Here is a 26,453-nt window from a genome sequence, read left to right as displayed (position 1 = left end):
GATACATCTATTTACAACATTTTACCTCCATAATGGTAAATGTTACTATTTTTGAAAAGATGCTTACCATTACCAATCATACACTCGAAAAACTGGAGATGCTGCTTAAAACAGCAGGTTACCGGGTTAGGTATGAGAAAGGCAACTTTAAAACCGGCGCTTGCATGCTGCTAAACAGCCGTGTAATAGTTGTAAATAAATTTGCCAACCTGGAAAGCAAAATAGCCTCGGTGGCCGAGCTGGCTCGTACCCTTGAAGTAGATTATAATTTATTAGACGATAAACAGGCTGCATTTTTACATCAATTAAAACAAACAACCCTGCAGCTGTGACCATTACATTTTTAGGAACCGGAACATCACAGGGCGTACCTGTTATTGCCTGCGAATGCGAGGTGTGTACATCTGCCGATAAGCATGATAACCGCTTGCGTACCTCTATTTTGGTAGAGGGCGAAGATAAAGTGATCGTGATTGATTCGGGGCCCGATTTTAGGTACCAGATGCTGCGCGCTAAAGTAAAACACCTGGATGCCATTGTTTTTACCCACGAGCATAAAGATCATGTGGCCGGCATGGATGATATTCGCGCGTTTAATTACAAGCAACTTGGGCCTGTAGATGTATATGCCGATGAACGTGTTCAATTAGCCCTGCGCCGCGAGTTTCCTTATATTTTTGCCGATAAAGGATATCCGGGCATCCCGCAGATAAACCTCCATACTATCGATCTGCAGCCTTTTGATATTGGCCGGGTGCACTTTACCCCTATCGAGGTAATGCATTACAAGCTGCCGGTTAAAGGTTTCCGGATAAAGGATTTTACTTATATCACCGATGCAAAAACGGTATCTGATGTAGAGAAAGAAAAAATTCGGGGTTCAAAAATATTGGTAATAAACGCGCTGCAAAAAGATACACATATCTCACACTTTACCCTGGATGAAGCCATTGCCTTTGCACAGGATATCAACGCCGAAAAAACCTACTTCACCCATATTAGTCACCGCCTGGGCCGTCATGCAGATATCGCTAAAGAACTTCCTGCCGGGATTGAGTTAGCTTATGATGGTTTACAATTAGATATTTAATCTAATTTATTTATAGGATTTATTTTTTCATCAAAAGAAAATATTATCTTACGATACATAACCACATATAATGAAAAACATTGTTTATTTATGTACCGCTGTTAAATTACTGGATGATGAACAGCTTATCGAGATTCTTAATTCGGCCCGCGAAAATAATACTGAGCGTAATGTAACAGGAGTTTTACTATATAGTGAAGGAACTTTTATACAAGTGGTTGAAGGCGATGATGCTGATGTAGACGCGATATTTTCAAAAATTGAAACCGATACCAGGCACAAAAATCTAATAACATTAATTAACGGGCCTATTCAGGAAAGAAGCTTTTCTGACTGGTCGATGGGCTTTTCTACTGCAAAGGCTGATAAGGTTGATCACTTAATAGGTTATCTAAAACATACTGATGAGTTAAGCCAAAAACAGGATAGCAGCGCAGCTATTGTAACCTTGCAAACTTTTATAGAAACCAATAAACTTTTAATAAGTTTTTAATAAAGCTCCAGGTAACTAACCTCGTTTAGGGTTGCACAATAAGCTTCTTTATGGCCTTTCTTTTGTAAGTCTATACGCCCCCTAATGGTCATTTGCTTGTTGTTGATCTCATTATACTGGCCATCTTCAGTCTCAAATAACCCAATATGTTTATCTTTAAGATATAGCGGGCAATCTTGCGTAAAATTTACCCAAAGCGAACGATTATTGCCATGGCTGGTAAAGGTGCTATCGTTTACCAGGGCAGATATATGCTTACCCTCCACATATTTGCCGGATACTTCTACATACTGCTTGTCGTAAAATTTAATACTATCTATGAGATGGGAAAAGTTCACTCTTTTAAAATGCACTTCTGTAGCGCATTCACTGGTATAGATCTTCTTTTTATGGGTGTTGCATGCCTGCAGGGCTAATACAAATAACAATACAATATATACCCTGCCTGGTGCCATGCATAAATGTAAGTGATTTAACACATAAGCAGGTCATTGTAACATAAATTTCACTTATTCAGCGATCTAAGCTGCTCGCGGATGTAAGAACCGGCAGGTGTAAGCTGGTTTGCTGTCCATCCACCCTTGCCTGGGGCACCGGGTCGCAAAATGGCGGTAGTTTCTTTTTTATCAGTAATATTCCAGTTTACCCAGCTAAGCTGATTCTTCTCTACCCAATCCATCCACTTTTTGTTTTTGGCCAGATCAAATTTGCCGTCGCCGTTTGATTCGCCAACGCCCCACTCGGTAACAATAAGCGGCAAACCCATTTTAATGGCTTTATCTGCCTTGGCGCGTAAACCATCCTGATGGTTTGGGTCTGTCGCATAAAAGTGAAAAGAATAAGCTATGTTTTTAAAGCCGGTTACCGGGCTTGCAGCGGCCACGTCCACATCCTGATCCCATTTTGGGCTGCCCACCACGATCAGGTTATCAGGGTCATACTTTCTAATTTCAGCAATTAACTGCACCGAATAATTTTTAACGGTATCCCAACTAATGCGTTCGGGCTCGTTCCATATTTCGTAAATTACATTGGGCACGCCTTTATATTTCTTTGCCATTTCGGCAAAAAATGCTTTTGATTGCGGGATATGCAGGTGCCCATTATGATCATGCCAGTCAATCAGTACATAAACACCTTGTTTAATGGCTTCATCTACCACGGTAATTATCATTTTCTTTTGCCTTTCCGGCTCCTGCAAATAACCATGGTCGGGCTGTACACCCATTGAAGCGCGAATTATCGAAGCTTTAAAATCAGACACCAACCAATCTATTACAGCAGGGTTATAATACTTTTTCCCGCCCCACAAACTCCACGAAAGGCTGATGCCCCTTAATTGCGGCGGAACACCATTTTTGTTGATAATTTTATTGCCACGTACCGTTAAGGCGCCATTTATAGCCACAGGGTTTTGCGCGAATGAAACAGTGCCTGTAACAAGGCCAATTAGCACTAATAAAGCTTTGATCTTCATACTAAACAAGTTTAATTAATTGAGTACATCAAACAATGGTTTTGCAAAAAATCAGTTAGAGTATGTTAAAAATGAACAGGTATGTCAGCGATAAGTTTACGCCAGCCAACTGCAACATTAACGTTAACATATCCTTTCGTTAACCTTATTTACCTAATTTTACTCACCATCGTTATACATATGAAAAAATATAGCTTGCTGCTGCTTACGCTGCTCGCGGTTACCCTTAATAGCTTTTGCCAGGATACCACACAAAAAATAATCCCAAACCGTACAAACAGCGTCGCTCAGCAGAAAAAGCCTTATGTAATATTGATCTCTGCCGATGGTTTCCGGTACGATTTCGCTAAAAAATACAATGCGGATAACCTGCTTAGACTGAGCAGCGAAGGAATAAGCGCTACATCTATGATACCGTCCTATCCTTCGGTTACCTTTCCAAATCATTATGCCATTATCAGCGGTTTGTATCCATCCCACTCGGGTTTAGTGAACAATACTTTTTACGATCGCAAACGTAACGACAGATACTCGATGGGCAACAAAACCAAGGTGGCTGATGGCACCTGGTATGGCGGCGCCCCGCTTTGGGTACGTGCCGAGCAGCAAAAAATGCTTTCGGCCAGTTTTTACTGGGTAGCATCAGAAGCCGAGATCCAGGGCACACGCCCAACCTATTACTACATCTATAACGAAAAAATAAATATTCATAACCGTATTGCTGCAGTGGTCGACTGGCTGAACCTTCCCCCCGCCCAGCGCCCGCATTTTATAACCTTTTACTTCCCGCAGGTTGACCATGCCGCGCACCTTTACGGCCCCGAGTCACCGGAGACGGAGCACGAGGTGCATTTTGTAGATTCGGCAGTAAATGAGTTGCAGAAAGCTGTAAAAACCACCGGGTTAGATGTAAACTTTGTTTTTGTATCAGACCACGGTATGACTAAAGTTGACAACCAAAACCCCATGGGTATCCCGGCAGCTATTGACACCACTCAGTTTGTGGTATCTGGCGATGGTGTTTTGGTGGAGCTTTATGCTAAGGATAAAAAATATATCCAAAGCACCTATGAGGGGCTTAGAAAAGAGGCAAGGGATTACGACGTTTACTTAAAAACCAACGTACCGGCCCACCTGCATTATGGCACAACTGACGACTGGCATAACCGCATTGGCGATATCCTACTGATACCACGGGCGCCTAAGATCTTTAATCTTTGGAAAAGCAAGAAAATAAACCCCGGCTGGCATGGGTACGACCCAAGTGCGGTTAAAGACATGCACGCCACCTTTTATGCCTGGGGCTCGGCATTTAAAAAGCATCTAAGCATCCCGGCATTTGAGAATGTTTCGGTATTTAATTTAATTAGTCGGATATTGGGCATTAAGTACACCGATAAAATTGACGGTACAAACCAGTTGGCCAATAAAATACTGGTCGGTAAAACGCCTAAAAAGAAGAAATGAAGTTATCTATCAAAATAATACTGCTCCTTTTAATGCCTGCCTCACTTTTTGCGCAGGATACCACAGTTGTTAAACGCCAGGCTAACGTAATTGCCAAAGCACTATTAAACAGCGATTTTAAAACGGTTATTGCGCATACCTATCCAAAAGCGGTTGCGTTTGGAGGCGGTAAGGAGAAGATGCTTCAAATGATGAGCAATGGCATTAACCAAATGAAGGCGCAGGGATTTGCATTCGAAAAGGTCAGTATTGGATCGCCGGGTAAGTTTTATAAAGCCGGCACCGAAATCCATTGTTTGATCCCCGAAACGCTGATCATGAAAACTTCAAGGGGGCGCATGTCTGCAAAAAGCAATTTGCTGGCCATAAGCAACGATGGTGGCAAGAACTGGAGCTTTTTGGATTTGAACCAGGGCACTATCAATTCTGTTAAAACCTTATTCCCCAACTTCAATAATAACCTTATAATCCCTAAGCCGGCCCCACCTGTAATGTTGTAACCAACGGTTACCAACGGCAATGAAAATATCATAACTTCGTTATAAATTTATTGCCGTTATTTACGGACCACTATAAACAGAAAACCCGGCCCTGGCCGAAATTGTAAATGTGCTCTATTAAGAATTTCATCTTTTCCGTACTTGTTTTACTACTCCCTTTTGCAACTTTTGCCCAGGACACTGTAGTGGTTAAAAAACAGGCGAAACGTTTTGCCACAGCGACATTTAATGGCGATTTCAGGACGGTTATTGACCTTACATATCCTAAATTGGTCGAATTATCCGGCGGCAGGGATACCATGCAAAAACTCATTATAGAGCGTATTGAAAACCTGAAAAAACAAGGCATCATGACATTTGACGGCTCGGTAGGTTCGCCCGGCCGGTTCTATAAGGCAGGCAACCAAATACACTGCCTGCTGCCAGAAACCATTATCCTGCGGATGTTTAACGGACGCTATGTTGGGCGCTCTTACCTGCTGGCTATTAGTGATAACAAGGGTAAAAGCTGGACCTTTTTAGATGTAGGCAAAATGCCTGCTGATGTTTTACACAAGCTTCTGCCCAATTATAATAATGATCTGATCATTCCCCCATCTGGCAAACCCATGTTCTTTGCAGATTAGCTTTATAATCAGCTATTTATTTCGTTAATTACGCAATTAAACAACCGCCCTTTTTATGCAAAGAAGAAACTTTTTAAAAACAGGTTCATTAGCTGGTTTAACCTTATCAACCCTTGTTGCAGCATCGTGCGCCCAACCCTCTGCAGATAAGAAAACAGCTGAAAACGAAGGCTTTACCGACGATTTTGAATTGAATGAAGCAACCATAAGCGATCTGCAAAAAAAGATGGAAAGCGGTACGCATACCTCCCGGTCGATCACCGAACTGTATTTAAAAAGGATTGAAGCCATAGATAAGAACGGCCCTAAAATAAACTCGGTTATCGAGCTAAATAAAAGCGCGCTGGATATGGCCGACAATATGGATAAGGAACGCAAAGCAGGCAGGCTGCGTGGCCTTTTACACGGTATCCCGGTACTGATAAAAGACAATATTGATACGGGCGATAACATGCATACCACCGCGGGTTCACTGGCCTTAAGCGATAACTTTGCCAAGCAAGATGCCTTTATTATACACAAACTGCGTAAGGCTGGCGCGGTAATTTTAGGCAAAACCAATCTGAGCGAGTGGGCAAATTTCCGCTCTACACGGTCAACAAGCGGCTGGAGCAGCCGCGGTTTGCAAACCAAATGCCCTTATGTGCTCGACAGGAACCCAAGCGGATCCAGCGCAGGTTCGGGCTCTGCAACCGCAGCCAATTTATGCGCCATAGCCATAGGTACCGAAACAGATGGCTCAATCGTTTCGCCATCCTCGGTAAATGGTTTGGTAGGCATTAAGCCGACAGTAGGCTTATGGAGCCGCAGCGGCATTATCCCCATATCAAAAACACAGGATACCGCCGGGCCAATGGCGCGTACTGTTAAAGATGCCGCTATACTGCTTGGCGCATTGGCTGATATTGACGCAGCCGATGATGCGACCCTTAAAAGCAAACCCGAGAAAGATTACACTAAGTACCTGGACATTAACGGACTAAAAGGCAAACGACTTGGCTTAGTAAAAATTGAAAAGCTGCCCGCTGCTACAGATGCTTTACTTAAAGCAGCTATCGACACCATGAAAAAGCAGGGTGCTGAAATTATAGAAGTTGATTTGAGTGTCCGCTTAAAACCGATAGACGGAGCAGAATTTAAAGTGTTACTATACGAGTTTAAAGATGGTCTAAACCATTACCTGAGCAAAGCCAACGCAAAGGTTAAAACACTGGCCGATGTGATTGCCTTTAATAAGCAGAACGAGGAAAAAGTAATGCCATTTTTCAAACAGGAGACAGCAGAGTATGCGCAAACAAAAGGCGACCTGAACAGTAAGGAATATTTGGACGCGGTTGCTAAAACCACCAGCATCAGCAGGCAGGGCATTGACGGCTTACTCAAGGAAAATAAGCTGGACGCTTTAATTGCGCCAACCAATGGCTTCGCGGTTTGTATAGACCTGATCAATGGCGACTATGATAATGGTTTTTCCTTCTCCGGGCCTGCTGCTATGGCCGGTTATCCGCATATCACAGTACCCATGGGTGCCTGGCATGATCTGCCGATGGGCCTATCGTTTGTAGGCACTGCCTGGAACGAAGGTAACCTCATAAGCCTTGCGTATGCCTATGAACAAGCCTCAAAGAAAAGGGTTGCACCAAAGTTCAGGCCGGATCTGTTTGCATAAACGCGGCGTTCTGTTGCAAACAGTGTATGATTAAACATTAATTATTAATTTTGATATCTGCTAACCGCAAACTCAAAAGTGCAAACTAAAATGCCCACTCCCATCCCCAAGAAAATATTAGCCCGTCAGCATGAGATATTTGCCGATTACCTGCGGGAGCTTGATAAACACCTGGACGATATAGTAAATGAGCGTGTAGTAGATATGTTTGAGATCCGCGACTTTGCTGAAATACTGCATATACATCCTACCCACCTTACCAATACCATTAAGTTAACCACAGGCAAACCACCCTGTTTTTTCTTTGAAGAAAAGATAATGGCCATTGCTAAAGATATGATACAGCAGCATAAACCCATCAAAGAGGTTGCCTTTAAACTCACTTTTGATGCATCAAACTTTACCAAGTTTTTCAAACGCTTTGAAGGTGTAACACCAAAAGAATACAGGGAACGGGTGTTTGAGGAAGCATTGCATTAATAAATATGCGTCATTGCGAGGTACGAAGCAATCTCTTTATGTTATTCGTTTATGCAAAGTGTATAACTGTCCTAAAGAGATTGCTTCGTACCTCGCAATGACGTGGCGGCGTTTATCAAGCTTAAAATACTGTACTGCTCACCATTAAAACTGTAGCTGTCACCATTTTTTCACAACGTTTTAAGCTCACATTTGTAATGTATTAAAACACATAACAAAATGAGCACAAACAAAATTGCATTAATAACAGGCGGAAGCAGGGGCCTTGGTAAAAACACCGCGTTAAAGCTTGCCAAAAACGGCAACGATGTAATAATTACCTACCGCAGCAAAAAAGAAGAAGCTGATGAGGTTGTTAAAGAAATTGAATCGCAAGGGTTAAAAGCCGCAGCTTTACAGTTAGACACCTCTAAAATCGCGTCATTTGGCCCTTTTAAAGAACAGTTAACCACTATCCTGCAGCAAAAATGGAACAGGGATACATTTGATTTTCTGATAAACAATGCCGGCATCGATGCTGCATCGCCGTTTGCCAAAACTACCGAGGAAGATTTTGACAACCTGTTTAACGTTCACTTTAAAGGCGTTTACTTTTTAACGCAAACGCTGCTTACTACCATTGCCGATGGTGGCCGTATTATTAACCTATCAACCGGGCTTACCCGTTTTGCCACACCGGGTTACGCGGCTTACGCATCAATGAAAGGCGCTATTGAGGTATTCACTAAATATCTGGCCAAAGAGTTGGGCAGCCGTGGTATTGCAGCTAATCTTGTTGCACCGGGCATTATAGAAACAGATTTTACCAAAGATGCTTTCGAAAGCCACCCTAAAATGCACGAATTTATATCGTCTATAACCGCATTAGGCAGGCCCGGCCAGCCGGATGATATTGGCGGTGTTATAGCATTTTTATGCACCGAAGATGCCCGCTGGATAAACGCGCAAAGGATAGAAGCATCGGGTGGGATGTTCTTGTAATTGGTGAGTAGTTGCCTATCAAATTATCAAGTAAAAGAGAATGGTCAACACCGTTCTCTTTTTTTGTTGGTGCAATCGCTGTATCTTCGGGCATAAAGCAATACTATTACTATGGAATTTGGCCGCGTACCCGATCATGAACTGCCCACTATAGATTTCACCCTGCCGCCCGATCCGGCTTTTACCATGGAGACCCTGCAAGCGGCAGACAAAAGCAGGCCGTTACAAGTGCACGTAGGCTGCGCCAAATGGGGCCGAAAAGAATGGGTAGGCAAGATCTATCCGCCAAAAACTAAAGACGCCAACTTTTTAGACGAATATGTTAAACACTTTAACTGTATTGAGTTAAACGCTACCTTTTATCAAACATACGGACCCGAAACCATTGGCAAATGGAAGCAAAAGGCAGATGTAGCCCCGGGGTTTAAATTTTGCCCTAAATTTTCTCAAAGCATCAGTCATATCCGCCGTTTAAAAAATGCGGAAGATGTGACCACCAGTTATTACGAAGGCATTATGGCCTTTGGCGATAAACTGGGACCACTATTTTTACAGCTGAGTGATAACTTCACCCCTAAAAGCCTGCCTGAGCTAACCGCTTACCTGGAACAGTTGCCAACAGATGTACCTGTATTTGTAGAATTGCGCCATAAAGATTGGTTTGCCGTACCCGAAAACCGGGATGCTGTTTTTAGCTTGTTTAAGCGATTAAATATCGGCGCAGTGATAACCGACGCTACAGGTCGCCGCGACTGCTTACACATGATGCTGCCTACCCCACACGCCTTTATCCGCTTTGTGGGTAACAGTCTGCACCCTACCGATTACGCCCGTTGCGACGAATGGGTAGAACGCATTGCCGACTGGAAGCAACAAGGCCTGCAGTCTGTTTGGTTTTTTATGCACCAGCACGATGAACGATACTCGCCCGAGTTGTGTGATTATGTGATAGAAAAACTGAACAAGAAATTAGATATTAATTTGCACCGCCCGCAGTTTATTGGAAAAGATAAAGGGTTGTTTGATTAATTGCAATTTTAACAAAGACGCGAAGTATCGCGTCTCTACATTATCCTCATTCCCTACGTTAGGGATTGAAGCGGATACCGGCCTGTGGCTAATGCCTGTGCAGTATGAGCGGAAAGCCCGGCCGAAGGCAACGCCATAAATTTAAATTTTGTCATGCTGAACGTATGTGAAGCATCTAATAGCCGCCATGTAACCAACCTGTAAATTCGCGAATAGATCCTTCGCTATCGCTCAGGATGACAGGTACTATTAATACTTTTCTTACATATCCACAGCTCGTGTACGGCTGCGTTTGATATAGTTGCGAAAATCGAGCACTATGCCGGCAAAGAAGTAGACTATCAAGGGGAATCCTACTGCCAGGAATGACGAATAGATAAAGAAAAGCCTGATCTTGCTGATAGAAATATTAAAACGCTCGCCCAGATAGGTGCATACTCCGAAGGAATAGCGCTCAAAAAAGGTGATTATCCGTTGTAACATATCAGCAGGGTTTTAATATCTTAATACCAACGCCACATTGCAGGCATTTCTTATAATCGCAGTAAGTATTTTTTAGCTCCAGCAACGCTTGCGACTCAAAGGCGGTATTAATATTCACTCCTAAGTTAGCAAAATCTGCCGTAATATTGTTTTGCTCGGCCGGAATATTCTCCAGTAACTTTAATGCGCGACTCACAAAGTGCTGCAATTGCAGGTGCCTGCCATAACTAAACAAAAATAATACCACAGTATTCAGCAATATGGTATCTATGGATGCATGGCCCAAACTTTTACCCGCAGGCTTTGATTCTTTATCGAAACGATAATGGGTTTCCCAATATTCATTTATCTTAATATCTGTAAACAGGTCCCGCAGGCCTTTCACATCTCTTACCTCCAGTACTTTCGAGAACAGGTGATTTGATTGTATTACCAGCGCTGCAAATTGTGCTAACCTAATAGTTGGAAAGTTTTGCGGGCGCATCCGAAGGAATTTCCATAAGTGGTTCTCTACCGGCTGCAGACTATATTTTTTACTTAGATAATCGTATTCTTTTTTTAAGCTGCGCGGATATTCGTCCTGCAGATCATCTTTCAGGAAACCGGCCTGCCCAAATATCAGCGCCTCTATTTGCATTGGGTTGTTTTTATTCTTTGCCAGGATGCTTTGGGGCAGCGATTTAGCCATTAACTCAAACGGCAGCGCATTGGTTTTAAAGCCAAAATTTGCCGATAAAAACTGGTAAAAGGTTTCTTCCCAATCGCCACGATTTACCGCAAGGGCAGCTATTACAGCCTCCGACCGCTTCTCTAACCGCTCTACCAAAATGCGGGTGAGCCAGTTTTGCATAGTAAGTCCGTCAACGGTTGCAATACTTGCCTCGCAGGGGATAATGGTTTGGTTGCCGAATACCAGGTTATGATAGCGGTTATACAGATCGGGCGAGATACGGTCTTTCAGTTCCAATGTAGGAACCTTACGGCCATCTGTCCTGAACAGCGGTTCGTCATCACGGTAAACTACGTGCAGTATTACGTTATCGTAAGCGTTATCGGAGGTGTGGCCGTGGCGTTGCCAGTCTGACGAGGAAAGGTGCAGTTCCGCATTCCCCGCCCATGTGGTTTCGCCTATGCGGATGCGGGCGTTCTGAAAATCGGGCCCGGCATGCGAGTTATGTAGCCCTACCGAATATACTTCCAGCTCTTCGTCTGCGGTTGTACGCAAGTTGATACGATCGAACAAGCGGAACTTCCAAACATAATGCAAAAAGTCTTCGGTGAAAAGCATCAGGGAAGGTAAGAAATTTGTCTGAACCTTACCAATTCGATTTAAACTTGTTAGCAAATGGCGTGAGAAGTGTTCACGTTCACGGCCGTGAACACCATCTTTAATTCATAAATAACTGATAATGACTAGTTTAAAAAATAAGCTACTGACGAAATAACGTCACCATTAAATCCAAATATAGCACAGGCAAACATGCAAATAACATAGTCGGTTACGCTGCACGGTTTCGCAAAAATTAGTGTTCATTTCGCCCTAAATAGGCCACGGGATTTGATAACTCGCATGACAAAAGGAAACTTATTTATTACCTTGCACCAAACCCTGATCGTATATGAATACTACTACTATCGCCGAACCACAAACCACCCAAAGTCGTGTATGGTCAATTGTTGGTGGGTCGCTGGGTAATTTGGTGGAATGGTACGATTGGTATGTTTACTCTGCATTCTCGCTATATTTTGCAGGGGCTTTTTTCCCTAAGGGAAGCCTTACGGCGCAGTTATTAAATACTGCAGGGATATTCGCTATCGGCTTTTTAATGCGCCCGATAGGCGGTTGGTTAATGGGTACTTTTGCCGATAAACGCGGCCGTAAAACGGCGCTTACCTTTTCAGTTTTGTTAATGAGTGCCGGGTCACTGATCATTGCCATCACCCCCGACTATAACCACATCGGTATAGCCGCGCCTATATTACTTGTTTTGGCCCGTATTATACAGGGGCTTAGCGTTGGCGGCGAATATGGTACCAGCGCCACTTACCTCAGCGAAATGGCTACTAAAAAGGATCGAGGATTTTACTCCAGCTTTCAGTATGTAACCCTTATTATGGGGCAGTTGCTGGCCCTTGGCGTGCTTATATTATTGCAACGCGTTTTCCTTACCGAAGCACAATTACATTCCTGGGGATGGCGCATTCCCTTTGCTATTGGCGCTATGCTGGCCATTATTGTTATGTATTTAAGGCGCAGTCTGCAGGAGTCTGTTACACTCAATAAACCCGAAGATGTAAATAAGAACGCCCGTGGCTCGTTAAGGGCCTTAGCGCAGCATCCAAAGGCTGTTTTCACCGTTATAGGGTTAACTATTGGCGGTACGGTAGCATTTTATACGTTTACTACCTACATGCAAAAGTTTTTGGTGAACACCAATGGTTTCAGCAAGAACGAGGCTACCTTAATATCAAGCCTTACCCTAATTGTTTTTATGCTGATACAACCGCTGTATGGCTGGGTATCTGACAAAATAGGCCGCAAGCCCATGCTAAAAACCTTCGGGATACTGGGTACGCTGACAACCATCCCCATATTTACTTACCTGAGCCAAACCCATAACTTTTGGGTAGCCTTCGCGCTGATAATGCTGGCCCTGCTTATTGTGAGTAATTATACCGCTATTAACGCCGTAGTAAAAGCCGAGCTTTTCCCCGCACACATCCGTGCGCTGGGTGTGGGTTTCCCGTATGCTATAGCGGTTTCTGTTTTTGGCGGCACTGCCGAGTACATCGCGTTAATGTTTAAAGGTTATGGCCACGAGAACTGGTTTTACTGGTATGTTACGGGCTGTATCATTGTGTCATTGGTGATATATATTACGATGAATGATACGCAGAAACATTCGAAGATAGAGGAAAACCCGGATTAAGCGGATTTTAGAGATTAAGAGATTTTTTAGGACAATTAATAAAGAGCGCTGGGGTGACAAAAAACCGGGGCCGATAGGTAAAGGCCTGTGTGGGGAAGGATTTTTTTGTCTTGATTTTTTGCTTCCTTTTGTATCAAGACAAAAGAAGTAGCCTCCGCGGCAATGAGCGGCGAATGTTATAGCAGGAGGCTTAGCATTAGAGATGCCGAAACAACGGCATGATGTATCGACTCAGCATATTTACTAACTGTCTAAAGGGATTGCTTCGTACCTCGCAATGACGAGTGGAGGAAGATGCTTGTTATCTTTACTTCGATACCAACCCCGATATCACATTAATACTCAACGCCACTATAGCGGTATTAAACGCGAAAGCGATCAGCCCATGTGCCCAGGCAAGGCGGCGGATCTGTTTGGATGAGATCTCGACGTCGGATACCTGGAAGGTCATCCCTATAACGAAAGAGAAGTACACAAAATCGAGATAATCGGGTTCTTTGTCATCACCTGGAAACTCCAGGCCACCAGTTGGTGTTCTATGACCGTCTGTTACGGTGTAAAATAGATGGGCATAACGCATAGTAAACACCGTATGTACGAGCCACCAGGATACCACAACCGCTGTCATAGCTAAAAATATATAACCGGTAACTGTTTCTTCAGATTCGCCCTTAGTTGATTTTAGCAACAGGTACATGGCTATCAAACTTGCCAACGATGCTACCAGCACAAAAAGAAATATAGTAAGCCTGCTGGAATCTTCCAGACTGGCAACCTTACGGATATCTTTTGGGTGCGCGCTTAAGATAACTATCCAATCGAGTATGATAATGCTCATGGCAACGGCTATCCAGGCAATTAATGCTACGGCCGGCACCGATTGCACATGCCTTATGGCGAAAAACGTACCCATACCAATTAACAGGGATAGGTAAAGCCTGTAATGGGCATCCATACGTAATAAGAAGTTTTTTTTGGGTTGGGATGGCATTAGCTTATAGTTAATGGTTCAGAGCAATACGGTTATGCCAAATATACATTCGGCTATGGCCTATTAACTATGAATCAGGAACTAAATTTAATCTTCTTCCACTATTTCTGCAACACGGCCTACCTGCCCGTCTTCCAAACGCACTTTTATGCCACGTGAGTGAAAAGAAGAACTGGTAAGTAGATCTTTCACTATGCCACGTGTAAGTTTACCGCTGCGCTGATCTTTTTTAAGGATAATGTCTACTTCAAGTCCGGGATATATGTCTGCCCTGTTTTGTCCGTTCATGTTATAATTTACTTATTATTGATTGACTGCACCCAGTATTTGTAAGACCGCTTGTTTTGCTTGTTCATCTATCCCAATCATTGGATTGGTTTTAACCCATCTTGATTTAATGCTTTCAGGTAAACTTTCAATCGACAGGTCATCGTCAATAATTACATAATTTTCCGGTGTGTTATTATTGACCCATCCTTCTATTTCAGATGCCCGACTACCCATTAAGGATATTGAATTAACGCTATTAATTTTAGCTATAGTTTGTAATTTTAAACCTCTTGCCGCAAGTATTTCAAGCCACCTTTCTATGTTGTAGTTTATCCTATGGGTGGTTGTTAAAACTATTGACGCATTTGTTTTTGATAATATGTCTGCCAGGTTCTTTGCTGCTTTTTCATTAAATAACATAAAACCATCCGGGCCTATTTCTACTTTTCTCCACGATGGAACGGTAACTAAAACCCCATCCATATCAAGCAAAATAGTCATAATATTTACTTCACCAGCCAGCTTATCGCATCCTCAACCTTTTTAAAGTCGAAACTACCTATCACTTTATCCATTGCTTCGGCTATCTGCTGGTTTTGCAGGTTGCCTATACTGCCTTCATGAGTATGGTTAACCGTTTTGTCGGGATTAAAATTACCCTGTTCAATATCCAAACCTATTTGCTTGTAAGCATCGCGGAAAGGTGTACCATTCAATACCGATCTGTTCACTTCCTCTACGCTGAACAGGTAGGTATATTTGGGGTCATCCAGTATATTTTCGTTTACGGCGATGTTTTGCAACATGAAGGTTGCCATTTGCAGGCAATCGATCAAATCGGTAAAGGCCGGGAACAGCAGCTCTTTCAATAACTGCAATTCGCGGTGATAACCCGATGGCAGGTTGGTGGTCATCAGGGCAACATCATTCGGCAGGGCTTGCAGACGGTTACATTTACCACGCATTATTTCCCAAACATCCGGGTTCTTTTTATGCGGCATTATACTGCTGCCCGTAGTAAGGTTTTCGGGGTAGCTTACAAAAGCGAAGTTTTGGCTTAGGTACAGGCATTGGTCCATAGCCATTTTAGCCAGCGTGGCTGCTATAGATGATAGGGCTTGTGCAATAACACGCTCTGTTTTACCCCTCCCCATTTGGGCATAAACTACGTTATGATTAAGGCTTTCGAAACCAAGTAAATTGGTTGTCATTGTCCTGTTCAGCGGGAATGACGAACCATACCCCGCGGCCGAACCTAAGGGGTTTTTATTCGTGATCTTCCATGCGGCTAAAACCATTTCAAGGTCGTCTACCAAGCCTTCGGCATAAGCGCCAAACCATAGCCCGAATGACGATGGCATGGCTACCTGCAGGTGTGTATAACCGGGTAATAGCACATTCTTATGTAATTCGCTCAGCGTTATTAGCTGGCGAAATAAGGTGTTAGTTTCAATAACTACCTGTTGTAGCTGATGGCGGAAGAAAAGTTTCAGGTCTACAAGCACCTGGTCGTTACGGGAACGGCCGCTATGGATCTTTTTACCGGCGTCGCCAATGCGGCGGGTAAGCAGCATTTCTACCTGCGAGTGCACATCCTCTACATCAGCTTCTATCTCGAAATTATTGTTCTCGATATCAGCATAAATTGACTTTAACTCCTGCTGAACCAGCACAAGATCTTCCATTTCCATCAGGCCGATAGATTGCAGCATGGTGGTATGGGCAAGTGAACCCAGCACATCAAAAGCGGCCATTTGCCTATCCAGCTCGCGGTCGCGGCCAACGGTAAAGTTTTCTACCAGCTTATCAACGTTTGTGGTTTTTTGCCATAGCTTGCTCATTTGATTTACGATTTTAGATTTACGATTTTAGATTTAATAAAGTTCTATCGCAATCAGTTTCCACGGGATGTATTAATTGAAGATACAATAATAGAAAGAAGTTCATTGGCTTCTCTATATATTGGTGTAATTTTTTCTTTTAGTTCAGGATTAAGTTCCACCAAAAGTTCTAAAAAGAACATACTTTCATCAAGCTCTTCTTCTACAATTTTTAATTTGTTAATAAAATCGGCTTTAGATTTTGCCCGACAGGCTGCCCGGTAATTTGCGCCGGTTGAACTTGCGCTCCTGCTTAACTGATCGCAATAATTTTTATTTACAATATTGATAGGAATGCTCAATACCAATCGTGCATTTGCTATTGAGTACTGTTTAGTTCTTAATAGCATTTCTTGCTTAGTCATAAAACAAATCTAAAATCGTATATCGTAAATCTAAAATCAAATTATCTTGCTTAGCATCTGGATATACAGATCAATCCCCTCGCCTATTTCATCGACATAAATAAACTCATCGGCCATGTGGGAACGTGCGGAATCGCCGGGACCAATTTTGATGGAGGAGATATCTAATAAGGATTGATCGGACGTTGTGGGCGAACCGTATGTGTTTCGGCCAAGCGATACACCTGCCTGCACAAACGGGTGTTTTTTATCTATTGATGATGGTTTTAAACGGATACTGCGCGGGGTTACATCACAGCTTACATGCTGGCGGATAATTTCCAGCACCTCTTCGTTACGATAAGCATCGGTCACCCTAACGTCTACCGTAAAGGTACAGGTTGCGGGCACTACATTATGCTGCGAACCCGCATTAATAATAGTAACCGACATTTTTATTGGCCCGAACACTTCCGATTCCTTCGGGAATTTAAAATTACGGAACCATTCAATATCGGCCAGGGCTTTGTAAATGGCATTGTCGCCTTCCTCGCGCGCGGCATGGCCTGCACGGCCGTGGGCAACACAATCCAGCACCATCAGTCCACGTTCGGCAATGGCAAGGTCCATCAGGGTAGGTTCTCCAACTATGCCAAAATCCAGTTTACCAAGGTCAGGGATGATCAGTTCCAATCCGTTCACGCCAGAAATTTCTTCTTCGGCGGTAGTAGCCAGGCAAAAGTTGTATTTCAAGTTTTCCTGATCGTGATAATAAAGGAACACGGCTATCAATGATACCAGGCATCCGCCGGCATCATTACTACCCAGGCCATACAGCTTGCCGTCTTCTATTTTGGCGTCATATGGGTCGCGGGTGTAGCCGCTGTTGGGTTTAACGGTGTCGTGGTGAGAGTTTAATAGTACGGTGGGCTTGCCCTCGTCAAAGTGTTTGTTCCATGCCCATATATTATTGAGCTTGCGATGTGTTTTAACACCGTGCTGCTGTAAAACCTGATCTATAAGATCGGCGGTGCGGTCTTCTTCTTTACTGAAAGATTGTATAGAGATGAGTTGCTGAAGCAGCTGTAAAGCCAGTTGCGATAATGCTGTTATATCGGCCATAAATAGCGGGTAATGTTCCCAAATAGTGAACGGCAAAAGTAATGCTTTTGGTGTAAGGTAACAATTGAACCTTATATGTCATCCCCGAATTTATTTCGGGATCTCATTAGTAAGGCGGCAAGCTATTCTGGTGGGGTGCCGAAATAAATTCGGCATGACGGGCAAAAAAATAAGCCGGGCTGTCCCGGCTTGGAGTATTTTTCTTTAAGAATCGGCATATTATACTCAAAGCTATAAATATTTCTCGATAGTTACAATTTAATTATTAAGCAGTTACTGAAACTAAATTTAATACCTCTAATTTATTAACTATCACCTCCAGGTTATATCTTTTAATGTTATCATTATCAATTACAGCGCTTGTATGAATTTTACCCTCTATAAAAACAACCTGGCCCGCTTGTAGCTGCAATCTATCCTGAGATACCATTTTTTCGGGGATCTTAATTTTATGATATTCGTTATGCTCTACGGTATCGTCACCTCTTTTTATTTGCTCGTTAGTTACCAATGTAACGGATACATACCTTTGGTCGTTAACATAACTGTCAATAAAAGGATCATTTGTAATTTGCCCTAACAGTAGTACTTTGTTTATTCCCGAATTGCTTAGCATCAAAATTATATTGAATAGTAATTGCCTTGCAAATTTTGGGTTAATAAATTTAATTAAAAGTAGTATTTATACGTATTTAATATGAATTTATACGTGTTTGTTATCGGGAATAATCAGCTGATTAACCTGATTTATCAGATCATATATATCAAATGGCTTTGGTATAAACTTGTCGCACCCGTAGTAACCCAAAGAGTTAATAACCTTTGGGTATGCCGATACAATAATTACTGGTAAATAGCAGGTAAGGGGGCTGTTTTTTACCTGATGGCATATTTCACCGCCGTTTACACCATCTAAAATGTAATCGAGCATAATTACATGTGGTTTATAGGCAGCTATATCATTAAAAATATCATCAGTGCCTTGCAGCGCTTTAACTTCATAACCCTCATACACAAAAACTTCCTCCATAATTTCGAGAAGGTCCCCGTCATTATCCAGAATTAGTAACCGTTTTATAATACCGCTCATTATAGGATACTTATGCTGCCTTTAAATTTCTGGAGCTCGGTATCGTCAATATTTACCAAAACTTCAGTATCATCAACACCTCCTGCAAGCTGCAGAGGCTCTCGCATAATACTAAAATAGGTATCGTAGCCCTGGGGCAAAAACCTGGTTGCCGGTTTAAATTTTACGGGGGTTAAAGTGATGCAGACAGATGCATCTGTGTGTTGAATGTTGGTTGTTTTTGATAAACAGTACTTATAACCCTGTAAAATCAAAAATCTCACAACCGAACGGGTGAGGATAGCTTTCATAAGACTCCCTATTAGAATACAAAGCTAAGAAAAGAAAACTCAATCAATAAGTATAAGTACCTAATTTACAGGAATAAATACGGTATTCTAATTAAAAAGTAATTGAATACCATAATTACATCTCAATGGTAATTACTCTATGATACTGTTCAAAACCGCATACCTGATCAAAGCGGCAGTGTTGCGTGTTCCGGTTTTTGCAATAAGGTCCTGGCGGTGCCCTTCAATAGTACGTTTGCTGGTAAAAAGTTTATCTGCTATTTCCTGATTGGTAAATCCTTCTGATACGAGCGACAAGATCTCTACTTCCCTTTTTGATATTTCGATATCTTTTATGTGCACGTCAAATTTATTTTCGGGCATGCGTAATAGCTTATCAAGCAGCCTTAAGGCAAGTTCGTTACACAGGTATCTTTCGTTAACCAAATACATATGCCTTATCCCATAAACCAATTCAAACTCATTCACACTTTTTAGCATGTAGCCCGTAGTGCCTGCTTTAAAAGCTTGTATAATGTATTTTTCTTCCTCCACCATAGAAAGCACGGCAAGCTTGATCTCGGGGTATGTTGAACGTACTTTTGTTAAAAGTTCGATGCCATTTATATGGGGCAGATTAATGGCGGTTATTATAATATCCGGCTTAAGGCCATCACTAAGTAACTGCAGTACCTCTTTAGCATTGTTAGCTTCGGCAATTACTTCAATATCAGCTTCCTTATCTAAAAGCAAACGGATACCATTACGCACAACATTATGACCTTCGGCCAGTATAATCTTAATCATTATAGTATTACTAAAAAAACTTAGCGGGATGATATAAGTACCGGGAAGTAGTATTGGGTGAGCGGAAAGAAGAGTAAATCTACATATAAAGATTGGTATTATGCGTATAAATATTAATTATAAAGTATTAATTCTTATTCGAGCAGTAAAGGTTCGTCCTCATCGCCCAGGCTTAGTTGTATAACATCTGTACCGGCAATGCCTTCTATTGAGCCTTTAATGTGGGCCGCGTTCAATAAAACCTTTTCCAGCTGCTTTTCGCGGGCTTTCCATAGTTTCTCCATGGCGTCGCGCTCTTTTTGGATAGATATACGCATGCTCATATATCCCTCCCTAATGGCCTTCCATTGTTCAGAAAATTCGCCGCTGGTTAGGTAATCATACAGCAAATGCATTTTATCGCCTTTATTATCCTGGGCTTTGGCCATGTTAGCCAGTTTAACAACACCATCGCGCAGGATGTAGGACACTGCCTTTAACTCATCAAAGCTACAGATCCATACGCCATCCTTTTCGCCAAAGCAGTCCATACCTTTAGGATAACATTGTGTTACAATAACGGCAACATCAACGCCCTGGGCACGCATATCCTTTTTAAGTTTATCTATCCAGTCGCCGCCAAAGTCTTTAGTACGCTTACTTTCATATATGATACGCCCGCACTCCTGTCCAAATTGGTTACGTACGGTTTGCACGCAATCGGCCCCGCGTACACCCTTACCTACTTCGCTGATCACATCGAACGGGAAATAACTGCGTAACTGTTCTTCCAGTATCAGCTCCTGGGCCTCGCCCTGTAACTGCATTGATCCTTGCTCGGCACGGCGTTTCATCTCGTCAACCAGTTTTTTTTGATCTTCAAGTTGTTTCTCCATCTCCTTCACCTTTAGCTGGTGCTCGGTATCTTTTATGCTGTATTTTTCGGTTTCCTGTTTGCGGATCTGCTCACTTAGTTCGGCGCGTTGTTCCTGCAATTTGCGTTGCAGGGCAATTTCCATCTCTTCTTCTTTTTGTTTGAGAGATTGCTCGCGCTGTAAAAACTCCAGTTCTTTCTGTCGCGATTCCTTTAGTTTTTCGGCGCTTGCATTTACCGAGTTTTGCAGCATCAGCAACTGGTTCTCAAAATCGGATGCGATTGATTTACGCAGGTTTTCTTCCAGGGTTAGCTGTAAAGCTTTCTTTTCTCCGGCAAGGCGCTGTTCAAAGGCTTCCTGTTGTTGTTTTTCGCGGTTAACAAAATCAGCTTCCTTCTTCTGGAACTCTTCTTCTTTTTGGCGGGTATAATCCTGCATTTTCAGCCTTAGCTGCTGTTTATATTCCTCGGCCATAACCTCCTCAATAGGGAAACCATGTCCGCAGCTTGGGCACTTAACTTCTGTAGCCATAATTTAAAATAGAATATCAAAGATAGGGGGATTTTTGTTTGGTTTTAGAATTTTAACCACAGAGATCACAAAGTGAAAAGCACAAAGCCCACAGAGGAATATCTAAAAAATAATAGATAAGAATATTATTAAAAGACCGGAAAGCTCTACCCTCTCTGTGAAAACCTCTGTTTCCTCTGTGGTTAAATCACCACCATATTAGCTTAAAAATCGTGATACAAGTTCCGGAAGCTGCTTCTTAGTCCGAAAGAGATAATAGCGGCATTTTTTGTATCTATCGCGTTAGATTCTCTCCGGTAAATACCGCCAAGCTCAAAACGGAGGTTGTATTTGGGGTTAACCATAAATGAGACTGTGCCTTCGGCGTAGTAAAGATTGGTGCTTATGCCCTGCCCTACCTTTGTCGAATTTAACGTTGGTACAAAGGGTTTGGTAACATCCTTACCATTGTTTTGTCCGGTAGCATCCAAGCCGTATTTGGCATAGTTTAGCTGGCCCTGAAAATCAAACCTGCCAGCAGAATAATTTACTATCCCTATAAACTCTCTGAAATTCGCTCCCAGCGGGTTGCCCAATGGCTGGCTGTAAAGCGTGTAGGCGCTTATAGCCTGCTCATCCGAGTAGGTATATGGTTTAACGGTATTGTATTCAAACAGGTAATTCAGGTTCTTCACACCAAATATATCCGCCCCGCGGATACCTAACTGTAAACCACCTGTATTATCGGTATTGTCGCTCTTGAAAAAGTTATCTGCCTTAAAGCGATCTAACAATAGCTGCCCGTAAAGCGCGGTTTTATCAAATATTTTGTACTTGCCTGTAAAGCCAATCAAAGCATTGCCCGGTTGCGATGACGAGCCTAAACCGCTTGCAAACAGTACGGGGTTAATAAAGTTAATATCAAAGCCACGGCGGTTACCCTGATCATCGGCCTCGGGAACTATATAAGCGTTAAAGAACCCTAACGAAAGGCTGTTGCTTACGTTCCAGTCCAGGTAGTGGAACAGGCCCCATTTACGGCGATTGCCGCCAAAGCTGTCAAACTTGGGCAGGTTAATATCCTGCATGTAAGTCCACATCATCATGTATTGCACCCTGCCAACATTGGCGGTTAACCTTAATAAAGGTGCAGGTGCGGCATTATCTGACAATAATATTGAGCGGTAACCATCGCCAATAAAGGTTTTATCCTGCCCTAAGGTAATGTTCAATTGTTTTATTGGTGTGTATGATAATATTGCTGTTGCGTAAGAATAGTCGCGATAGCTTTTAGAAGGCGACCTGTCATACGCCTGGCCGGGAATGAATCGGATCTGTTTAACATAATCGGTGTAATAATCGGGGAACGATGCCTGATTCTCAAAACCGCTGGTATAAAAAGAGAATTTTGTGCCTACCGTACCGCCAAATTGGAAACCGCGTGTATTTAAACCTATCCTGGCATTTGGGCCAAAACCAATTGGCTTAAAGTTTATGGGTTCGTTTGATTTGTCCTTAAAATCGTGGCCAAAGGTATTTTCTAAAAGTATATCGCCGTAAAAGGTATAATCTTTGGTTTTTATATCTATTAAATGCTCGTTAAATATCTTGCGTAAAAACCAGTTTTTGCGGTTGGTATCAACCCCAAGGTTCATTAACTGATCATACCTTGCATTTAATGTACTATCTATAAGAAACGGGCGCAGCGATGTATGCATCCGGCTGCTTTTGGAGTATATATCGGCATTAAATTTTTGATAAAGCTGATACGATTGGGGCAAATAAACAGATTGCGCTTTACTTATCGTAGCCGATAACATGATGGCGCACAACAGCAAGATTGATTTACCTGCCAGCTTAGTATAGTTTTTTTGCATACACAACAAAATAAGTGTTATTTATTGTAACATTAAAATTTAAGGCGCTAATTAAAGTATCATCGCCATGGTAAACAGTTAATTTCTGTTAAATTTGTTAATACTGCCTTATTATTGTAATATCAAGCTACAAAAAATACTGATATTTGCCCCGCTTAATTATACCCATACAGGATGCAATACAATAAAATTAACAACCTTTTTGGCTGGCTTTGCTTTGTTATAGCTTCAGCAACCTACATCTTAACATTAGAGCCATCAGTAAGTTTTTGGGATTGTGGCGAATTTATTTCGTGCGCATACAGGTTGCAGGTATCACATCAGCCCGGCTACCCTTTGTTTGCTATGTTGGGCAAGGTGTTTTCGCTGCTATCACTGGGCGATAATACCAAGGTACCGTATTTCACTAATATGGGTTCGGCCATTGCAAGTGGCGCATCGGTTATGTTTTTGTTTTGGACGATAACCGCCATGGCAAAAAAGCTGCTTGCTAACCGCGAAAAAACTTTTGGCGACGCACAAACCACCGTTATAATGGGTGCAGGTTTGGTTGGCGCGCTGGCGTTCACCTATACCGATACCTTTTGGTTCTCGGCTGTCGAAACCATCGTGTTCGCCTTATCTCAGCTTTGTATTGCCGTAGTATTTTGGGCCATATTAAAATGGGATGCCCATGCAGATGAGCCCGGCGCCGATAAATGGATAATTTTCATAGCCTATGTTATGGGCCTTTCAATAGGTATCCACCTGCTTAACTTATTAACTATACCGGCTATCGCGTTGGTATATTACTTCCGCAGGTATAAAAAAGTGACTACAAAAAGTGCGCTTATTGCCTTTTTGGTAAGTATAGCTATACTGGGTTTTGTGCAGTACGGCATAAGGGGCTACACTATAAAGTTCGCCGCGTTTTTCGATCTGTTTTTTGTGAATACCCTTGGCCTGGGTTTTGGCTCGGGCGCATTCTTCTTTTTTATACTGCTAATAGCCTGCATTGTTGCCGGTATAATTTACAGTATCCGCAAAAACAAGCCAACGCTTAACCTGGCATTCTTGTGTATCGCATTCATCTATTTTGGATATGGTTCGTTCGCCTATATCCCTATCAGGGCATCGGCAAATACCAACCTGAATAACTCACACCCCGATAACGCCTTCACTCTGTATGGCTATTTAAACCGGATCCAATATGGTGAAAACCCACTGCTTACCGGCCCATATTTTGATGCGCAGATAACCGGCCAAACCGATGGCAGCACGATATATCGCAAGGGAAAAGACAAATACGAAATTGCTGGAAAAAGGGCCAACTATGAGTATAGCCATACCACCTTTTTGCCGCGTATGTATAGTACCGATGGCAGTGATGTTGGTTTTTATCGTGGCTGGCTGCAGATTCCCGAAGGACAGGCACCAACCTTTGCGGATAACATTAAATGGATGGCCAGCTGGCAAATCTATCAAATGTATTTCCGCTATTTTCTGTGGAACTTTGTAGGCCGCTATAACGACCAGGATGGCCAGCAAAGCACCGAAAGCATTGATGGCAACTGGACCAGCGGGATACTTGACGGGGGCAGGCATTTGCCAAAATCTGTAGTAGACAGCCCTACTTATACCCCGCTTTACGCCCTGCCATTTATTTTAGGGGTGATTGGTATGGTTTACCAGTTTGAACGTAAAAAGAAAGATGCCCTTATCATAGCCCTGCTTTGGTTTTTTACCGGTATAGCTATTGTATTATACGTAAACCAGCCATCGGTGCAGCCACGAGAGCGGGATTATTCCTACGTGGGGTCATTTTATGCCTTTGCTATTTGGATAGGACTGGCCGTTATTGCCATTGCCGATGGTATCAGCAGAAAACTGAACGCCCGCACATCGGCATACATCGCTACCGGTGTTTGTTTGTTAGCTGCCCCGGTGTTAATGGCATTTAAAGAATGGCCTGGACATGACCGCTCTACCAAAATGACGCCACATGATATGGCTTACAATTACCTGATATCCTGCCCGCCAAACGCTATTTTATTTACCTACGGTGATAACGATACCTACTCGTTATGGTACGATCAGGAAGTAGAAGGTATACGCCCGGATGTGCGCATTGTTAACCTGAGCCTGTTTAGCGGCGACTGGTACATACGCCAGATGCAAAAGAAAATGAACCAGTCTGAGCCTTTGCCTATCACTATGCCTTATGATAAATACAAGGACGGCATAAGGGATATCATTTACTTTAACGATGCCAAAATTACAGGGTCTGTTGAGTTAAAGGAAGTATTTGATTTTATTACATCGGATGATAAAAACACCCAGGGCCAAAACCAGGGCGGCGAAAGTGTTAATTATTTACCAACCAAACACTTCAAGCTAACCGTTAACCCGGATGATGTGATGAAGAACAAGGTGATAACACCCGAGCAAAAAGACAAGCTGGCCCCTGCTATAGAGTGGACATACACGTCAAACTATATAACTAAAGATAACCTTGCCCTGCTGGATATCCTTGCCCATAATAACTGGAAAAGACCTATTTGCTTCACTACAACTATTGGTAACAGCAACCTTATTGGTTTACAGCCATACCTGTATAAAGAGGGCTTTACTTATCGCTTATTACCTTTAAAGCCGGATACAGCCAACCACGATCAGCTAAGCAAAACCAATAGCCTGGTAATGTACGACAACATGATGAACAAGTTTAAGTATGGCAGATTTAAAACCGCCAAATACCTTGATCATGAGTCTACCACTATGTTTTACCCGGTGTTAATGACCACGTTTTTAGATCTGGCACAAAACCTTGTACAGGAAGGCCATCAGGATCTGGCCCTTAAAGTGTTGCATAAATGTGATAACGAACTGCCTTATATTTATCCATACATTGATATTGCCGCCCGCCGGATGTTTATGGCCCAAATGGCTTATCAATTAAATGATAGTACACTTGGCAATAAATTCATTAACAACATTGATGAGTTTTTAATTGACCAGCTGGACTACAATTATCACTTGCTGCAGGACAACCCGGACCGTGTAAACCAACGCGATGTACAGATAAGCCTGCAGGTGTTAAACGGAATGACGGAGTACACAAAAACCGCCCACCAAACAGCGCTTAGCAATAAGTTGCAAGCACAGTTGAAGGCCTACGAAACCAAATTCGCGCCGATATTGGGTCAGCAGTAATTAACTATCGCTTTTAAAGCAC

Annotated in this window: 28 protein-coding genes; 12 read left to right on the top strand and 16 right to left on the bottom strand. The window is 42.6% G+C overall.

Annotation, left to right across the window (positions count from 1 at the left end):
- Positions 1 to 32: 32 nt before the first annotated feature.
- The 3 genes from NPE20_RS13260 to NPE20_RS13250 all read left to right on the top strand — a co-directional run bounded on the left by NPE20_RS13260 (position 33) and on the right by NPE20_RS13250 (position 1,583).
- The gene (locus NPE20_RS13260; RefSeq protein ID WP_256539145.1) at positions 33 to 332 is read left to right on the top strand and encodes a hypothetical protein; all 300 of its coding nucleotides are present in this window, start codon (positions 33 to 35) and stop codon (positions 330 to 332) included.
- A complete protein-coding gene (locus NPE20_RS13255) occupies positions 329 to 1,090 on the top strand; it encodes an MBL fold metallo-hydrolase (protein ID WP_256539144.1) in 762 nt (253 codons plus the stop codon). The genes NPE20_RS13260 and NPE20_RS13255 overlap by 4 nt, the downstream gene beginning before the upstream one ends.
- A gap of 70 nt (positions 1,091 to 1,160) precedes the next feature.
- Complete coding sequence (locus NPE20_RS13250) at positions 1,161 to 1,583, top strand: BLUF domain-containing protein (RefSeq protein WP_256539143.1); 423 nt, start codon at positions 1,161 to 1,163, stop codon at positions 1,581 to 1,583.
- Here NPE20_RS13250 and NPE20_RS13245 read toward each other — a convergent pair.
- Both NPE20_RS13245 and NPE20_RS13240 read right to left on the bottom strand, forming a co-directional pair.
- A complete protein-coding gene (locus NPE20_RS13245; RefSeq protein WP_256539142.1) occupies positions 1,580 to 2,038 on the bottom strand; it encodes a hypothetical protein in 459 nt (152 codons plus the stop codon). The two genes, NPE20_RS13250 and NPE20_RS13245, sit on opposite strands and share 4 nt — an antisense overlap.
- Before the next feature lie 50 nt (positions 2,039 to 2,088).
- The gene (locus tag NPE20_RS13240; protein ID WP_256539141.1) at positions 2,089 to 3,060 is read right to left on the bottom strand and encodes a glycoside hydrolase family 5 protein; all 972 of its coding nucleotides are present in this window, start codon (positions 3,058 to 3,060) and stop codon (positions 2,089 to 2,091) included.
- A 180-nt stretch (positions 3,061 to 3,240) separates the two neighbouring features.
- Between NPE20_RS13240 and NPE20_RS13235 the strand changes: the two genes are divergently transcribed.
- From NPE20_RS13235 to NPE20_RS13205, 7 genes are all read left to right on the top strand, one after another.
- Entirely contained in the window at positions 3,241 to 4,527 is a 1,287-nt protein-coding gene (locus NPE20_RS13235) for an alkaline phosphatase family protein (protein WP_256539140.1), read from the top strand.
- Positions 4,524 to 5,027 carry a hypothetical protein gene (locus NPE20_RS13230; RefSeq protein WP_256539139.1) on the top strand — a complete coding sequence of 168 codons (504 nt, stop codon included), beginning with the start codon at positions 4,524 to 4,526 and terminating at the stop codon, positions 5,025 to 5,027. Before NPE20_RS13235 ends, NPE20_RS13230 begins: the two co-directional genes overlap by 4 nt.
- A gap of 107 nt (positions 5,028 to 5,134) precedes the next feature.
- Positions 5,135 to 5,653: a hypothetical protein gene (locus NPE20_RS13225; protein WP_256539138.1), complete on the top strand. Its 519-nt coding sequence runs from the start codon at positions 5,135 to 5,137 to the stop codon at positions 5,651 to 5,653.
- A gap of 55 nt (positions 5,654 to 5,708) precedes the next feature.
- Entirely contained in the window at positions 5,709 to 7,322 is a 1,614-nt protein-coding gene (locus tag NPE20_RS13220; RefSeq protein ID WP_256539137.1) for an amidase, read from the top strand.
- A 90-nt stretch (positions 7,323 to 7,412) separates the two neighbouring features.
- Positions 7,413 to 7,802 (top strand): helix-turn-helix domain-containing protein, encoded by a 390-nt coding sequence (locus NPE20_RS13215; RefSeq protein WP_256539136.1) that lies wholly within the window; start codon positions 7,413 to 7,415, stop codon positions 7,800 to 7,802.
- Between the two features lie 219 nt (positions 7,803 to 8,021).
- Entirely contained in the window at positions 8,022 to 8,783 is a 762-nt protein-coding gene (locus NPE20_RS13210; RefSeq protein WP_256539135.1) for an SDR family oxidoreductase, read from the top strand.
- Between the two features lie 111 nt (positions 8,784 to 8,894).
- Positions 8,895 to 9,812, top strand: a complete 918-nt coding sequence (locus NPE20_RS13205; RefSeq protein ID WP_256539134.1) for a DUF72 domain-containing protein — start codon at positions 8,895 to 8,897, stop codon at positions 9,810 to 9,812.
- Positions 9,813 to 10,073: 261 nt separating this feature from the next.
- Here the strand turns inward: NPE20_RS13205 and NPE20_RS13200 are convergent, their stop codons facing one another.
- Both NPE20_RS13200 and NPE20_RS13195 read right to left on the bottom strand, forming a co-directional pair.
- Positions 10,074 to 10,295 carry a PspC domain-containing protein gene (locus NPE20_RS13200; RefSeq protein WP_256539133.1) on the bottom strand — a complete coding sequence of 74 codons (222 nt, stop codon included), beginning with the start codon at positions 10,293 to 10,295 and terminating at the stop codon, positions 10,074 to 10,076.
- 1 nt (position 10,296) lies between these two features.
- Positions 10,297 to 11,583 carry a DUF2851 family protein gene (locus tag NPE20_RS13195; RefSeq protein WP_256539132.1) on the bottom strand — a complete coding sequence of 429 codons (1,287 nt, stop codon included), beginning with the start codon at positions 11,581 to 11,583 and terminating at the stop codon, positions 10,297 to 10,299.
- 331 nt (positions 11,584 to 11,914) lie between these two features.
- Here NPE20_RS13195 and NPE20_RS13190 point away from each other — a divergent pair, with 331 nt between their 5' ends.
- On the top strand, positions 11,915 to 13,225 hold the full coding sequence (locus tag NPE20_RS13190; protein WP_256539131.1) for an MFS transporter: 1,311 nt from the start codon (positions 11,915 to 11,917) through the stop codon (positions 13,223 to 13,225).
- A 307-nt stretch (positions 13,226 to 13,532) separates the two neighbouring features.
- On the opposite strand, the gene NPE20_RS13185 is transcribed toward NPE20_RS13190, so the two are convergent.
- From NPE20_RS13185 to NPE20_RS13130, 12 genes are all read right to left on the bottom strand, one after another.
- Entirely contained in the window at positions 13,533 to 14,216 is a 684-nt protein-coding gene (locus NPE20_RS13185; protein ID WP_256539130.1) for a DUF1345 domain-containing protein, read from the bottom strand.
- Positions 14,217 to 14,303: 87 nt separating this feature from the next.
- Complete coding sequence (locus tag NPE20_RS13180) at positions 14,304 to 14,504, bottom strand: YwbE family protein (RefSeq protein ID WP_256539129.1); 201 nt, start codon at positions 14,502 to 14,504, stop codon at positions 14,304 to 14,306.
- 15 nt (positions 14,505 to 14,519) lie between these two features.
- Positions 14,520 to 14,987, bottom strand: a complete 468-nt coding sequence (locus NPE20_RS13175) for an HAD domain-containing protein (protein WP_256539128.1) — start codon at positions 14,985 to 14,987, stop codon at positions 14,520 to 14,522.
- Positions 14,988 to 14,992: 5 nt separating this feature from the next.
- The gene (argH, locus tag NPE20_RS13170) at positions 14,993 to 16,327 is read right to left on the bottom strand and encodes an argininosuccinate lyase (RefSeq protein ID WP_256539127.1); all 1,335 of its coding nucleotides are present in this window, start codon (positions 16,325 to 16,327) and stop codon (positions 14,993 to 14,995) included.
- Positions 16,328 to 16,380: 53 nt separating this feature from the next.
- On the bottom strand, positions 16,381 to 16,731 hold the full coding sequence (locus tag NPE20_RS13165; protein ID WP_256539126.1) for a four helix bundle protein: 351 nt from the start codon (positions 16,729 to 16,731) through the stop codon (positions 16,381 to 16,383).
- Positions 16,732 to 16,767: 36 nt separating this feature from the next.
- The gene (locus NPE20_RS13160) at positions 16,768 to 17,832 is read right to left on the bottom strand and encodes a M20 family metallo-hydrolase (RefSeq protein WP_256539125.1); all 1,065 of its coding nucleotides are present in this window, start codon (positions 17,830 to 17,832) and stop codon (positions 16,768 to 16,770) included.
- 265 nt (positions 17,833 to 18,097) lie between these two features.
- Positions 18,098 to 18,448 (bottom strand): single-stranded DNA-binding protein, encoded by a 351-nt coding sequence (locus tag NPE20_RS13155; protein ID WP_256539124.1) that lies wholly within the window; start codon positions 18,446 to 18,448, stop codon positions 18,098 to 18,100.
- 87 nt (positions 18,449 to 18,535) lie between these two features.
- On the bottom strand, positions 18,536 to 18,922 hold the full coding sequence (locus NPE20_RS13150) for a response regulator (RefSeq protein WP_256539123.1): 387 nt from the start codon (positions 18,920 to 18,922) through the stop codon (positions 18,536 to 18,538).
- On the bottom strand, positions 18,922 to 19,212 hold the full coding sequence (locus NPE20_RS13145) for a hypothetical protein (RefSeq protein WP_256539122.1): 291 nt from the start codon (positions 19,210 to 19,212) through the stop codon (positions 18,922 to 18,924). The genes NPE20_RS13150 and NPE20_RS13145 overlap by 1 nt, the downstream gene beginning before the upstream one ends.
- 132 nt (positions 19,213 to 19,344) lie before the next feature.
- Positions 19,345 to 19,998, bottom strand: coding sequence for a response regulator transcription factor (locus NPE20_RS13140; protein ID WP_256539121.1), 654 nt, complete (start codon positions 19,996 to 19,998; stop codon positions 19,345 to 19,347).
- Positions 19,999 to 20,132: 134 nt separating this feature from the next.
- Positions 20,133 to 21,383, bottom strand: coding sequence for a DUF2130 domain-containing protein (locus NPE20_RS13135; RefSeq protein WP_256539120.1), 1,251 nt, complete (start codon positions 21,381 to 21,383; stop codon positions 20,133 to 20,135).
- Positions 21,384 to 21,586: 203 nt separating this feature from the next.
- Positions 21,587 to 23,239 carry a capsule assembly Wzi family protein gene (locus tag NPE20_RS13130; RefSeq protein ID WP_256539119.1) on the bottom strand — a complete coding sequence of 551 codons (1,653 nt, stop codon included), beginning with the start codon at positions 23,237 to 23,239 and terminating at the stop codon, positions 21,587 to 21,589.
- Positions 23,240 to 23,413: 174 nt separating this feature from the next.
- Here NPE20_RS13130 and NPE20_RS13125 point away from each other — a divergent pair, with 174 nt between their 5' ends.
- Positions 23,414 to 26,431, top strand: coding sequence for a glycosyltransferase family 117 protein (locus tag NPE20_RS13125; RefSeq protein ID WP_256539118.1), 3,018 nt, complete (start codon positions 23,414 to 23,416; stop codon positions 26,429 to 26,431).
- The last annotated feature ends 22 nt before the right edge of the window (positions 26,432 to 26,453 follow it).

The sequence above is a fragment of the Mucilaginibacter aquariorum genome, assembly GCF_024498135.1.
Lineage (GTDB): Bacteria > Bacteroidota > Bacteroidia > Sphingobacteriales > Sphingobacteriaceae > Mucilaginibacter > Mucilaginibacter aquariorum.
The sequence above is the reverse complement of the archived record's forward strand: the minus strand, read 5'-3'. Positions and strand labels throughout refer to the sequence as shown.

Excerpts from the sequence above, each read along its gene's own strand:
- NPE20_RS13260 (WP_256539145.1), top strand. The coding sequence starts at position 33 with ATGGTAAATGTTACTATTTTTGAAAAGATGCTTACCATTACCAATCAT.
- NPE20_RS13250 (WP_256539143.1), top strand. The coding sequence starts at position 1,161 with ATGAAAAACATTGTTTATTTATGTACCGCTGTTAAATTACTGGATGAT.
- NPE20_RS13245 (WP_256539142.1), bottom strand. The coding sequence starts at position 2,038 with ATGGCACCAGGCAGGGTATATATTGTATTGTTATTTGTATTAGCCCTG.
- NPE20_RS13240 (WP_256539141.1), bottom strand. The coding sequence starts at position 3,060 with ATGAAGATCAAAGCTTTATTAGTGCTAATTGGCCTTGTTACAGGCACT.
- NPE20_RS13235 (WP_256539140.1), top strand. The coding sequence starts at position 3,241 with ATGAAAAAATATAGCTTGCTGCTGCTTACGCTGCTCGCGGTTACCCTT.
- NPE20_RS13230 (WP_256539139.1), top strand. The coding sequence starts at position 4,524 with ATGAAGTTATCTATCAAAATAATACTGCTCCTTTTAATGCCTGCCTCA.
- NPE20_RS13225 (WP_256539138.1), top strand. The coding sequence starts at position 5,135 with ATGTGCTCTATTAAGAATTTCATCTTTTCCGTACTTGTTTTACTACTC.
- NPE20_RS13220 (WP_256539137.1), top strand. The coding sequence starts at position 5,709 with ATGCAAAGAAGAAACTTTTTAAAAACAGGTTCATTAGCTGGTTTAACC.
- NPE20_RS13215 (WP_256539136.1), top strand. The coding sequence starts at position 7,413 with ATGCCCACTCCCATCCCCAAGAAAATATTAGCCCGTCAGCATGAGATA.
- NPE20_RS13210 (WP_256539135.1), top strand. The coding sequence starts at position 8,022 with ATGAGCACAAACAAAATTGCATTAATAACAGGCGGAAGCAGGGGCCTT.
- NPE20_RS13205 (WP_256539134.1), top strand. The coding sequence starts at position 8,895 with ATGGAATTTGGCCGCGTACCCGATCATGAACTGCCCACTATAGATTTC.
- NPE20_RS13200 (WP_256539133.1), bottom strand. The coding sequence starts at position 10,295 with ATGTTACAACGGATAATCACCTTTTTTGAGCGCTATTCCTTCGGAGTA.
- NPE20_RS13195 (WP_256539132.1), bottom strand. The coding sequence starts at position 11,583 with ATGCTTTTCACCGAAGACTTTTTGCATTATGTTTGGAAGTTCCGCTTG.
- NPE20_RS13190 (WP_256539131.1), top strand. The coding sequence starts at position 11,915 with ATGAATACTACTACTATCGCCGAACCACAAACCACCCAAAGTCGTGTA.
- NPE20_RS13185 (WP_256539130.1), bottom strand. The coding sequence starts at position 14,216 with ATGCCATCCCAACCCAAAAAAAACTTCTTATTACGTATGGATGCCCAT.
- NPE20_RS13180 (WP_256539129.1), bottom strand. The coding sequence starts at position 14,504 with ATGAACGGACAAAACAGGGCAGACATATATCCCGGACTTGAAGTAGAC.
- NPE20_RS13175 (WP_256539128.1), bottom strand. The coding sequence starts at position 14,987 with ATGACTATTTTGCTTGATATGGATGGGGTTTTAGTTACCGTTCCATCG.
- argH (WP_256539127.1), bottom strand. The coding sequence starts at position 16,327 with ATGAGCAAGCTATGGCAAAAAACCACAAACGTTGATAAGCTGGTAGAA.
- NPE20_RS13165 (WP_256539126.1), bottom strand. The coding sequence starts at position 16,731 with ATGACTAAGCAAGAAATGCTATTAAGAACTAAACAGTACTCAATAGCA.
- NPE20_RS13160 (WP_256539125.1), bottom strand. The coding sequence starts at position 17,832 with ATGGCCGATATAACAGCATTATCGCAACTGGCTTTACAGCTGCTTCAG.
- NPE20_RS13155 (WP_256539124.1), bottom strand. The coding sequence starts at position 18,448 with ATGCTAAGCAATTCGGGAATAAACAAAGTACTACTGTTAGGGCAAATT.
- NPE20_RS13150 (WP_256539123.1), bottom strand. The coding sequence starts at position 18,922 with ATGAGCGGTATTATAAAACGGTTACTAATTCTGGATAATGACGGGGAC.
- NPE20_RS13145 (WP_256539122.1), bottom strand. The coding sequence starts at position 19,212 with ATGAAAGCTATCCTCACCCGTTCGGTTGTGAGATTTTTGATTTTACAG.
- NPE20_RS13140 (WP_256539121.1), bottom strand. The coding sequence starts at position 19,998 with ATGATTAAGATTATACTGGCCGAAGGTCATAATGTTGTGCGTAATGGT.
- NPE20_RS13135 (WP_256539120.1), bottom strand. The coding sequence starts at position 21,383 with ATGGCTACAGAAGTTAAGTGCCCAAGCTGCGGACATGGTTTCCCTATT.
- NPE20_RS13130 (WP_256539119.1), bottom strand. The coding sequence starts at position 23,239 with ATGCAAAAAAACTATACTAAGCTGGCAGGTAAATCAATCTTGCTGTTG.
- NPE20_RS13125 (WP_256539118.1), top strand. The coding sequence starts at position 23,414 with ATGCAATACAATAAAATTAACAACCTTTTTGGCTGGCTTTGCTTTGTT.